Here is an 11,691-nt window from a genome sequence, read left to right as displayed (position 1 = left end):
GAATGAACGAGTGAGCTTATGCGTCCTGCACCCCTGATCTTCCTCCTTGCCCTCCCCCTCCTTTCCCAGGACCTCCAGCTCGGCCTGGAGCGGCTGCAGCCCCGCGATATGACTATCGCCAGGCCCACCGGGTCGCTGCACCTTGAATCCAAGGCCTCCCAGGCCCTGGCCCTCCGCTACGGCCACGACATCTGGAAGCCACGCCCGGGACAGGCCCTGGAGGCCACGGCGGGCCTCCGCCTTCCGAGTGAGCGTCCGTTGACGTATTCCAATACCGATGGCGCGTCCGGGGATGTCCAGGCCCGCCTGCGGCTGGGCACCCAGTTCGCCCTGGGGGCGCTTTATCGCTTCGAACGGCCCTTCCGTTGGCCCCTGGAGGCCGGGCTCGGGTTGGAATATCGCCGGGAGAGTCTGGTGATGAAAGATGGGGGCTTGGAGAGCCAAGGCACCCTGAACCGCCCCTGGGCGCGGGCCGTGCTGCGCCATCGATTCTCCAAGGATGGCCGGGGATTCTTCGCCGCTCTGGAATACGCCCGCGCACTGCGCTCGGCGCCCACCCCCTCGGGCGTGGACTACATGCTGGACATGGACAATCTGGGCAACTCCCCGAACCCCGGAACCTGCGCCAAGGCCCACGCCCCCGTCCAAAGCGTGACCCTGGCCGCGGGGTACCGCTTCGGCCGGAAGCCTGGGCGGGTCGCCGCAGCGCCTGAACCACCGGCACCAATGATGGCACCGACGCCTGCGCCACTTCCTCCCACGCCTGCCCCCCAGCCGGTCGTGGTCACGGTTCCTCCTCCGGTGGCCGAGGCCCAGGCACCCCAGCCCGAGATTCCCAGGGTCATCGCCCTGGACGAAGCCGCCCTCCACTTCGCCCTGAACCGTAGCGAGATCCCCACCGAAGGACTCGCGGTCCTGAATGCCTGGGCCCAGCGCCTCAAGACCCTGCCCGAGGCCCCCCGGCTGCGGGTGCTCGGGCACACGGATGGCACTGGACGCCGCAGCTTCAACCTGCGGCTGTCCGAGCGTCGCGCCAGGGCCGTCGCCCAAGCTCTGGAGGCCGAGGGCCTGAAGGTTGAGGGCTTCGAAGGCCAGGGCTCCGATCAGCCCCTCGCCCCCAACGACACCCCCGAGGGCCGGGCCCTCAACCGCCGCGTGGAGATCCACCTGGAGGCGGCCCATATCCAGATCTCCGGGCGCTCGTCCAGCGGTTTGGTGCTGGAGAGCGCTTCTGTGGATTCCGGGAAGGGGAAGCCATGAGCCGACCGCATCACCCTGAGCCCCCCTGGGCCCTGCCCATGGCTTCAACTACCTCAAGATCACCGGCCTGAAGACCTGCCTGCCGCTCAACTTCGGCCCCCCCGGCCCTGGAAGTCCGGCGCCTGGTACGCCCCCCTACCGGTCCACCTCCGAATCCCTGTAGCGAGCTGTTCATGTCCCTGCGTTCCTGCCTCCTTTCCATTCTGGCCCTCCTCGCCCTCGCCTGCGGCGGGGGAGGGAAGACCACCTACCCGGGGCCGGAGGCCCTGGTCCTGACGGTGGCAACCCCGATCGAAGGGGCCGTGGTGAACCAGACCTCCATCACCCTCTACGGCAAGATCTCCGCCGCCAACGCGGTCGTGGCGGTCAATGATCAGATCGTGACCGTCAATGGCGACGGGATCTTCCATGCGGATCTACAGCTCGCGGCGGGGGAGAACCGGGCCACGGTCCAGGCCTGGAGTGCCGAGGAAGCCAAGAAGGGCAGGGGCTCCAGCCTCCTTCCCCTTGCGGCTGCCAGCGCCAAGCTCGTCCGGCGGGTGGTCTACCAGGAACCCACCCTGACCCTCACCGTGAATTCCCCGGCCGAGGGGGCCCGGTTCACCGCGCCCAGCATCGCCGTGTCAGGCTTGGCTTCGGATGCCTCCGCTGCGGTGACCCTGGACGCCAGCCCCCTCGCGGTCGCAGGGACCGGCCAGTTCTCCGGCACGGCCACGCTCCAGCCCGGCATCAACGCCCTGGTCTTCCTGGCCACGGCCTCCGGCGATCGGAGGGCCACCCTGACCCGCACGGTCATCTATGATCCCCCCAGCCCGCCCACGCCGGGTGCCTTGGGTGTCTCCATCCAGAGCCCCGCCGAAGGTCTGCTGACCAACGCCGCGACGGTGACTGCGAGCGGAACCCTCACCGAGGCTTCGGCCACCCTCACGGTCAACGGCCAGAGCGTCGCTCCCGATGCCGGTGGCGCCTGGGCCCTGACCCTCAGTCCCTCCGAAGGCTCGCTCACCATCAGCGCCCAGGCCACCCTGGGCACCGCCACGGCCCAGGACAGCCGCCATATCACCGTGGACCGAACCCCTCCGGCGATCACCCTCAGCCAGGCCGTCCCCGCCCTCACCAACCTCAGCACCTACAACCTCACGGGCAGCGTGGATGACCCCGCGGCCATCCTCACCCTCCAGGGGAAGGTGATCCCGCTGGACGCCCAGGGGCGTTTCAGCACCCCCTGCACCCTTCTGGAAGGCGCCAATACCCTCGGGCTTCAGGCCACGGATTGGGCGGGCAATGCCGGGCGCCTGGAGGCGAGGACCACCCTGGACAGCATCGCCCCGGTGCTGAGCCTGGAGAGCCCAGCCGAAGGCCTCCAGACCGCCGCCCGCGAAACCCTGGTGAAGGGAAGGGTGGATGACTCCACGGCCCGCCTGTTGATCTCCGGGCAGACCGTTCCCCTGGATGCCAGCGGCGCCTTCGAGTGGAGCTGGAAGCCCGGCAAGGAAGGCTCCCAGCTCCTCGTCGCCCTCGCCACGGATGCTGCCGGGAATACCGGGCACGCCACCCGGACCGCCACCTTCGACTGGACGCCTCCGGCCCTGGCCTGGATCGACCCCACCCCCGCCGAAGGGGCCAAGGTCGGAAGTCCTCGGCTCTCCGTGGCCGCCAGCGCGAGCGAGATCTGCACTGCCGATCTGGACGGGAATGCCCTGGCGGTGGAGGCGGTCCCCCTGGGAAGCAGGGTCGCGGCCCCCTATCAGATCCTGGCGGAACCCGCCGTTTCCGAAGGGCAGGTCACCCTCACCCTTTCCGCCAAGGATGGGGTCGGGAACACCAGCGCCATCCAGCGCCGCCTGGAAGTGGGCCTCACCAGCCCCTCCATCCAGGTGGAGCAGCCGACCCTCAAGAGCGATGGCAGCTTTACCACCTCGGCTTCCGCCCTCAATCTGGCTGGCCAGATCACCGCACCGCCCTTCGTGGCCCCCCTGAGCCTCACGGCCAACGGGTCTGCGCTCGCCCTGGAGAGCGCCAACCGCTTTACGCTCGCCCTCACGTTGGCGGAGGGGGACAACCCCATCCGCCTTGTGGCCACCAATCGCTTCGGCCAGAGCAGCACCCGGACGGTCACGATCCATCGCTACCAGACCTCCTTCGGGGTTGAGATCCAGTGGCCCCTCGACGGCATGAGCCTTCCAGACAAGAGCGTGAGGGTCCGGGGGCGCGTCCTGCGCCCCGTATCGGCCTTGACGCTGAACGGCAGCCCGGTCGCCGTGGACACCAGCCTGGCCTTCACCGGGGTGGTCCCCCTGGCTGGCGGTGAGAACCTGATCCAGGCCCTGGGTACCGATGAGGTCGGCAATACCGGCAGTGCCCAGGTCAAGGTTTTCTCCGCGCCCCCCTCCAGCGCCACCTTCCGATGGGATCTTCCCGCCAACGGCGCCCGTTCCGCCCGCCGCAGCAGCTCCATCTCCGGCCAGGCGGACCTGCCGGGGATCGCCTCCCTGGAAATCAATGGCGTCCCCATGGCCTTGAGTGGGCAGGGGGCTTCCGGCCGCTTTCAGGGAGAGCTGAGCCTGGGGGGCAAGGGGATCAACCTCCTCAGCCTCGTGGCCCGCACGGTGGCGGGGGAGACCCTGATGGAGCAGCGGGAGGTGATCTATGAGCCCACCCTTCCCCGCATGCGGCTGGTGTCGCCCGATTCCGCCCGGCCCGGCCAGCGGATCCCTGTCCAGATCCAGCCCGAAGCCGGAACCAGCCTGGCCTCGGCGGAGATCCAGTTCGGCGGCGCCCTTCTGGGCCGCGTGACCTCGCCCTTCCCGGCCCTGGAGGCCCAGGTGCTTCAGGATGCCCCCATCGGCAGCCGCATCCCGGTGGATGCGGTGGGCACCGATGACCAGGGGGAGACCGTCACCCTGCGGGCCTACGTCCAGGTATACGCCGGGGGAGCTCTGCTCCAGCGGGTGGCCGACGACCGCACGGGCCTTGCCCTGGAGGGCGCTACCGTGGCCATTGAAGATGGCGAGAGCGGCATCAGCGACGCCAGCGGCCGCGTGGCGCTCCAGACCGCCATCCCCGACAACTGGATCAAGGTCTCCAGGAGCGGCTACACCTCAGTATGGCGCAGTGCCGGACTCAAACAGGCCGGGGTCGAGGCCACCCTCAGCGCCCGCCTGACCCGCAAGGCCGATCCCCAGCCCTCCCTGAGCTTCGCCGGGGGCGCCCTGGTGCTGAACGCCCAAGGAAGCTGGTCCGCCACCCCCCTCTCCAGCCACGGCCTTCCCGCCGCCCTCCCCCTGGGCTGGAGCCCGGTGTCGGCCTGGTGGGTCGAGGGCGAAGCCTTCCCCATCACCGCCAAGCTCAAGGCCCCCGCCGAACTGCCTCAGGATGCCAGGGGCGTCTGGGCCCAGTGGGACGAGGCCGAGCACGAGTGGGTGGCCCTCACCCCCCCCCTGGCCCTGGGTGGCCTGAGCGCCCTTCCGGTGCCCGCCAGCGGCGGCTACGCCCTGCTCCTGGCGGACCCCCAGCCCACCGCGCCCCCTGAGGCGGTGGCCGGAGAGTTCCTGAGCGGCTTCCCCGAGGAGAACTGGCGGACGGATCTGGGCTGCACCACCACCGCTGCACCCCAGATCCTGTCCACGGTGGAGGCCATTCGCGGAGCCCGCATGGAGCCCCGCATGATCCTCTCCTTCAAGGGCGGTGCGGCTGTGCCAAGCGGCACGCCCCTCCAGGCCGATGTGGTGGAATCCTATACCCTGCTGGACAAGCGGACCATTGAGCCCGAGAGCTTCAGCCAGGACCTCTGGGCCCACCGCTGGAGCCTTCTGGTCCGGGACGGCCTGCCGGTGCTGGAAAGCGTGCCGGACGCCCTCCTGGTGCGGCTGCCCCTGCGCATGAGCCGGACCTTCGCCGAGGATGAGCTGGTGGAGGGTCGCCTCTGGGTGGGCTTCTACCACGACCAGCTCCGCCTGGCCGAAACCGGATCCGGTCTCCTGGGTTCCGATGGGGGCGAGGTCAGCAATGGCGGGGTTACCGTCAAGGTGCCCGCGGGCGCCCTCAGCGGCACCGCCCTGCTCACCGTGACCCCCGACAGCGGCGACCTGACCGCCCTCTGGGGCAGCCTGGGAGTCCCCGGCACCCTCAAGGCCTCCTTCCAGGTGGACGTGGTGGGGACCCTGGCCCAGGGAGTCCAGATCAGCCTGGATGCCCTTGACGTGCCCGAGGGCGCAAGCCCTCTGCTGATCCAGCGGCGGGCGGTCCACGGCGAGCGGGTCAGCCTTGTGGTGGGTTCCCTCCAGAAGGACGGAACCCGCTGGAAGGTCCTTGCCACCCAGCCCATCCTGGAAGGCGGCACCTTCGCGGTCTTCCTGCCGGAGCAGCCCTGGCAGTGGGTCAGCGGCTCCACCACCGACGGAAAGAGTCAGCCCCTGGCAGACGTGCAGGTGCGCGGCGATCTACTCCCCGCCCTCAGTGGCTCCTCGGGGGCCTTTGCCGTCCCCATGGCCGCCGCCGGGAGCCTCCGGGGCGAGCGGGCGGATCTCGGTCTGGCAGGGAGCCTGGAGGTCACGCTCCCTGCCAGCTGGATCGTCCTGCCCCTGGCCAGCGTCCCCTTCCGCATCCTTCAGGTGCTCCCCGCCGAATCCGCGGAGGTGGGCACCGGCGAGGTGGCCCAGGTGAGCACCAGCAGCCCCATGGCTGCCGAGACCATCACCACCGCCCGGCTCTTCCGGGCCACGGATTCCCTGGAGATCCCCCTCCGGCGTACCCTCAGCCAGGATGCCCGGGCCCTCCTCCTGGTGCCCGAGAGCCCTCTGGAATACGGCCAGTCCTATCGTCTGGCCCTCGAGGGCCTGCGCTCGGTGCAGGGTGAGACGGCGCCCCTCTTTGAGCGGCGCTTCACCACCACCGCCCAGGCCAAGGGGGATGTGGATCTCACCCGCTTCCGGGTCAATTACCCCGATGAGCAGCTCAATGTCACCGTCACGGTTCCCGAGGGGGCCGTGCCCGCCTGGGCCATCGTCTCCATCGAGGCCACGGACCTGGGCGCCTATGGCCAGGGGGTCATGCCCCCCGGCGGCGCCTTGAGCTTCCCCATGAAGGCGAACCTGGGCGAACGGCTGAAGGTCATCGTGCAGACCCGGGATGGCCGTAGCGTCAGCGGCACCATCGGCCGCTACGTCGCCGCCGATGGGCGCACCACCCTGGGCGCCGACGGTGGCCGGGTGGAAGGGCCCGAGGGCCTGGCCGTGGTGCTGCCTGCAGACGCCCTGGATAGCGCCGCCGAGTTCCAGATCATGCCCATGACGGCGATGCCCGAGCTTGCCGCCGATGTCCTGGCGGAGGGCGAGAAGGTCCTCCCGGGCCTCAGCCTCCGGGTCAAGGGGGCCGCCACCCTGAAGAAGCAGCCGGTGCTCGAGATCGCCGCCAGCCGGGTGGGCAGCGTGCCCGCCGTCCCCCTGGACCGGGATCTGATGGGGAACGGGCCCTTGTGCCTCTTCCGCACCGAGACCAGCACCCTGCCTGACGGGACGGTGGACGAGTACCACATCCTCACGGACACCCTTCAGCTCAGCAAGGATGGCACCACCTACGTTGGCCTGGGCGGGCTGCGCCTGCCCGATGCCACCCTGGGCACCGTGGTCCAGGGCCAGAGCCTCAAGGTCCAGCCCCGCACCGTCTCGGCGGCCCAGAAGAACGTGGCCCGGACGGGTTCCGCCATCACCAAGGACGCCATGTTCGCCCTGGACTTCGACGGCGGCGCCAGCGTCATCAACGAGATCAATTTCTCCATCCTGCAGAGCACCTACTACTACCATTCCGGCACCGTCTACCGGAACTGGAACGGCAGCGGTGGTTGTGGTGGCGGCGCTTCGGCCACCTGCTACGGTCCCCTGGCCGGGGCCGAGGTCCACCGCTACAGCGGCACCGCCGGTCTCGATGCCGCCCGCAAGGGCCGTCTGGCCCGGGGCCGCCTCCTGGCCGTGGCCGACGAGCAGGGCCGGTACCTGAATGTGGGTGGCCCCGAAAGCGGCGCCGTCGGCGGCCAGACCTGGATCGGCCTCTTCGCCGTGGACCCCCGCACCGGGGAGACCAGCGTCGACCCGGACTCCCCCGGCGCCCTGACCCTGGGCCTGCCCTGGATCAGGCGGAACCACTCCCTGGCCATCACCAGCAAGGGCGGGAATCCCTTCGATCCCACGCTGACCGCGCCGAGGATCAAGGCCTCCCTGGTGGATGCCAAGGGCTCCGCCCGCAATATGTTCACCGTGGGGGAGACCTTCACCCTGAAGATCGAGACCGAGACGGGCAGCCAGCCCGTGGTGCGGGGCCGGATCACCGGCTCGCTGGAACAGGACTTCGGTGCCCTGCCCGTGGAGGTCCCCCTGACCTTCACCTCCGATGGCACTTGGGGCGTGGATGTCCTGGGCTGGACCGCCAAGCCGGTCCAGGGCGCAGCCAAGGTTTCGGCCATTGTGACCCTGCCGAGCCAGTTGGGGGAAAGCCTTCCCGGCAGGCCCACCATCGTCTCCATGGACCCCGCCGATGGCGACAAGGACATGGACCCTTCGGCCATGGTCCGGATCACCTTTTCGGAACCCGTGCATGGGGCCAACTCCAGTTCCTTCACGGTCACGGTGAATGGGGCTTCCGTTCCTTTCCGGGTGGTCTCCAACGCCCTGGAAGTGACGGATAGCTCAACCGAGGTGCAGGAAGTCCTGCTGATCCCCGATCAGCGCCTGCTTCTCGGTGCCACCGTCGTCGTGAGCGTGTCGGGCATAGTGGACCGGAACTTGGAGTTGATAGCCTTCGCTCGGTGGTCCTTCACGGTGCGTGGTGCCTCAGAGGTGGGCTCCCTGGCGGGAATCGGCACCCTTACCCAGATGGTGTCCCATAACGGCAAGCTATACGCCTTCGAGACGGTGGGAACCTCCGTGGGCAGCGAGTTCGATGTGGGCGGTGTGCCCATTCAGGCCCTCCGCATCCTTGATGTGGGCGACCCCAGCCAGCCCGTGCGGAAAAATTCCTTTGGCGCCCATGGGAGCTGGGATCCCAAGGGTCCCTTGAATGCTGAGGGCTGGTCCAATGGCGAGCCCTTCCACCGGCATGAACTGAACGGGATGCGGGTGGCCAGTGGGGTATCGGTTGCCGGGCAGGCCCGCGACCTGCTCCTGGTGACCTCCCGGCCCCGCCAGGCCACGGAGATGTACGTGTGGAGCAGTGACGGCGACAACTGGTACCGATCTCGCCACAACACGATCTGGGTATATGACATCACCGGCGATGCCGCCAGTTTTGGCGAAAACAATACCCCCAAGCTCCTGATGGTCAGCTCCCTGGGCACCCTGTCCGATGCCTGGGGCAAGGGCCTGGGCAGCGCGGGCGGCGTGCTTGGTTGCATCAAGCTCCGAGGCGGTCTCTCGCTCTGGGATGCCAACGCCTGGCACGAGGGATTCCTGGGTGACGCCCAGGCCCTGGAAGCCGATGGAACCGCCTTCAATGGTCTGCAGGTCCTGGCCCGTCGGGCCCGGATGACCGCGGGGTATTTCCCTGATCCCAGCACCCTGGTGGCTAGCAATGGCTTCTATGCCTCCTCCGCCATCGACCGCCCCAGTGTCATGAGCGGTGTGATCACCGAGGATTCCAATGGCCTGCCCATCGCCTATGCCGCCATGGGCTACTCCGATGGCCTGCTGGCCCTCATCGATGGCAAGGTCGGCCAGCCTGAATCCATGGCCACCTTCATGGGTGGCGGTCCCAAGGGCATGGATGGACGCATTCACGACCTGTCCTTTGCGGTGGAGCGCGAGCATGCCGATTTGGTGGAAGTGATGAAGGGGACCTGGCAGGGGCCCACTGGCACCGAGCAGGGCAACCTATTACTGGTGGGGACCACCCCCGCCAGCGGCGGGAAGTTCTGGGTCCTGAAGCCCAATGTCATCAACCTGAACGACCCCGGAGTGGTCCAGTACGCCTGCGGAACCCTTCCCGGCATCATCCGGCGGATCATCCCCGATCCCGCCAAGATGCTCGTGGGCGTGGAATCCAATGGTCAGGTGTACGTCTTCGACCTGAAGACCCTCATGCCGAATGGGACAACCCCCCAGGCCCTCACGCCGATATACAGCTTCACCGCAACCGCTGGGTGGACCTTGGCGGACGGCCTTCTCTACACCGATGAGAAGCTGCAGAATGCCGACAAACTGAAGATCCGCGCCATTGATGCTGTGGAAATGGAAGGCTGGGTCGGCGCCCCTGTCGAGGTGGACTGGAACCAAAACTTCGCCGGGGCTTTCTACGAATACAACGCCAAGGCCCTGGGGTCTTCCACACCACCCACTTCGGAGGCCATGCCACCGCAGGTCGGCTACGCCCTGGCCAAGTTCTCGGGCGAAAACGGCAGGCCCTTCCTGCGCCACTACTACCCGGATCTGGGCGAGATGCAGATGAGCATGGTCGTGAAACAGAGCGATCCCGCCCTCTTCCTCGACATGACCAGGAACGGCAGCAGCTACTTTATGGAGGCCGAAGCCAGGCTTTACAAGGGGAGCCAGGAGATTCCCAAGGCCATGAGCCTGGAGGCCATCCAGGTCGTGAACGGCCAGGTGGTGGGCACGGGCAGCACCCGCAGCCCCATCCGGGGGGATGGGGATCCCGCCAAGCTCGAACTGAGTGCCGGAGCCTGGGGAATGGTCACCTCCCCGAAGTGGAAGGACAAGTTCGCCTATGGCGCCTACCGCTTCTCCATCAAGGCTGACACCTTGGTGAGCCTGGACGAGGCCATTCGCAAGGATGACGGCGGTGCCTTCCGGGTGGAGGTGAGTTACCGGTTGTTCAAGGACCAGAACCAGTTCCAGCAATGGAAGGGCGGTAATGCCCACAGCCGGGAAGACGAACGGACCTACAAGTTCACCGTCAAGACCAACAGCACCACCACCCTCTTCGATGTGGCCCGGGGCGGCGTCTGGCACTACGACCCCGTGGTGAGCGCCACGGACCCCGGCGATACGGGCAACAACCCCTTCACGGCCCAGTTCATCGATGGGATCTCGGCCCAGCTCAAGGCGGACCCCGAGGCCCCCCTCAAGGCCGACAACGCCTACACCCGGCGCCTTTCCATCACCCGGAGCGAAGCCTACGCCGGGGATGTGGCCCAGCTCTATGGCCTGGCCCCCGCCGAAGTCCAGCAGGTGCCCCTGGAGCAGGTCAAGCTTGATGTGATCCAAGCCATGCTGGATCGGGTGCTGGTGCCCCTGAGGATGAAGGTCGGCACGGGTTCGGATGGCCAACCCTGGTACGAGCCCCTGCCCTCGGCGGAGCGCCCCACCTTCCTGACCAGCCTGCCTACCAGCGGGCAGCTCCAGGATGGCCTCGCCGGGGATCTCCGGGGCGCCTTCGGCTACCGCACCGTCCACGTGGTCAACGCCCTCCAGAAGTTCGAGAAGGAGGAGGGGGGCGGAGATTACGGCAGGCTCCAAGATAAACCCTTTAGCTGGGGCAAGGACCCCGCCCTCCGGAAGGATGATGTGGAGAAGCTGGCCGATGGCACGGAGCGCCCCATCGACGGGCGCATCCAGCCCATGATCCGGCAGCACTTCAAGGAGAATGGCCAGTTCAATCCGGAGGCCACCCTGGTGCGCTACATGGTGGGCTATCCGAAGCTGAGGAACCTACCGAAGGCCGCAACCGACAGCGGCCTTTTCCCCATGAACCTGCTCCTGACCCGGGAACTGGTCTTCGGGCCCAGCTCCGGGGTGGTCTATCCCTCGGATAAGGCCAGTGATCAGGGCTATCGCCAGAAGATCGACGCCCTCCTGGGCAAGGTCGACACCCTGCCCGAAGCCTGGGACCTGGCCTCCGCCCCCGAGGGGCTTCGCAGCCCCGAGGCCTACCAGGCCCGGGTCCACGGGATGTTCGGCAGCGGTTACCAGGAAGGCGGCGTCGACTACGCCGGTTTCGGCAACCTCTTCCACTGGCAGAACGTGGTGGTGGGGGAGCGGGCCATGGTTGTTGGCAGCCAGTGGTTCAACCCCGGCATCGGAATCCTGAGCATGTACCTGAGCCCCAACTGGCAGCGCACCGCGGGCTTCACCAACCCGGATATCCCCAGCAGCGGGGTGAACCCCCATGTCCTGTACGTGGCTGAGCCCCCGGCCAGCCTGGCCTATGACGTGGACGCGCGCTTCAACAGCAACTACCGCAAGCGGGTATTCGATTTCCTGCTGGATCATGTGAGATCCCGGCGCCTGGATCTCTTCAGCAACGGCATGCAGAACCCCTTCCCGATGGTCTGCACCGCCGTGAGCCGTTTCCAGCAGACCCTTCGGGGCCTTGCCGGGGCCCCCACCCCGGTCATTCTGGTTTTCAATCGCACCGGTGTGAAACAGTGAGCATTTCGTCGGTGGGGCGTGGGCGAGGCTGCCTCAGGTAGACGGAGCCCCCACC

At 67.9% G+C, this 11,691-nt stretch carries 2 protein-coding genes; both read left to right on the top strand.

Annotation, left to right across the window (positions count from 1 at the left end; genetic code table 11):
- The first annotated feature begins 18 nt into the window (after nucleotides 1–18).
- Complete coding sequence (locus HOLFODRAFT_RS23510) at nucleotides 19–1,260, top strand: OmpA family protein (protein ID WP_005031650.1); 1,242 nt, start codon at nucleotides 19–21, stop codon at nucleotides 1,258–1,260.
- A gap of 173 nt (nucleotides 1,261–1,433) precedes the next feature.
- Complete coding sequence (locus HOLFODRAFT_RS0216250) at nucleotides 1,434–11,636, top strand: Ig-like domain-containing protein (protein WP_005031648.1); 10,203 nt, start codon at nucleotides 1,434–1,436, stop codon at nucleotides 11,634–11,636.
- Nucleotides 11,637–11,691: the final 55 nt, after the last annotated feature.

Origin of the sequence: Holophaga foetida DSM 6591 (assembly GCF_000242615.2) — a bacterium.
GTDB lineage: Bacteria > Acidobacteriota > Holophagae > Holophagales > Holophagaceae > Holophaga > Holophaga foetida.
The sequence above is the reverse complement of the archived record's forward strand: the minus strand, read 5'-3'. Positions and strand labels throughout refer to the sequence as shown.

Bases quoted from the DNA above. Each gene is read 5' to 3' on its own strand.
- HOLFODRAFT_RS23510 (WP_005031650.1), top strand. From the start codon at position 19: ATGCGTCCTGCACCCCTGATCTTCCTCCTTGCCCTCCCCCTCCTTTCC.
- HOLFODRAFT_RS0216250 (WP_005031648.1), top strand. From the start codon at position 1,434: ATGTCCCTGCGTTCCTGCCTCCTTTCCATTCTGGCCCTCCTCGCCCTC.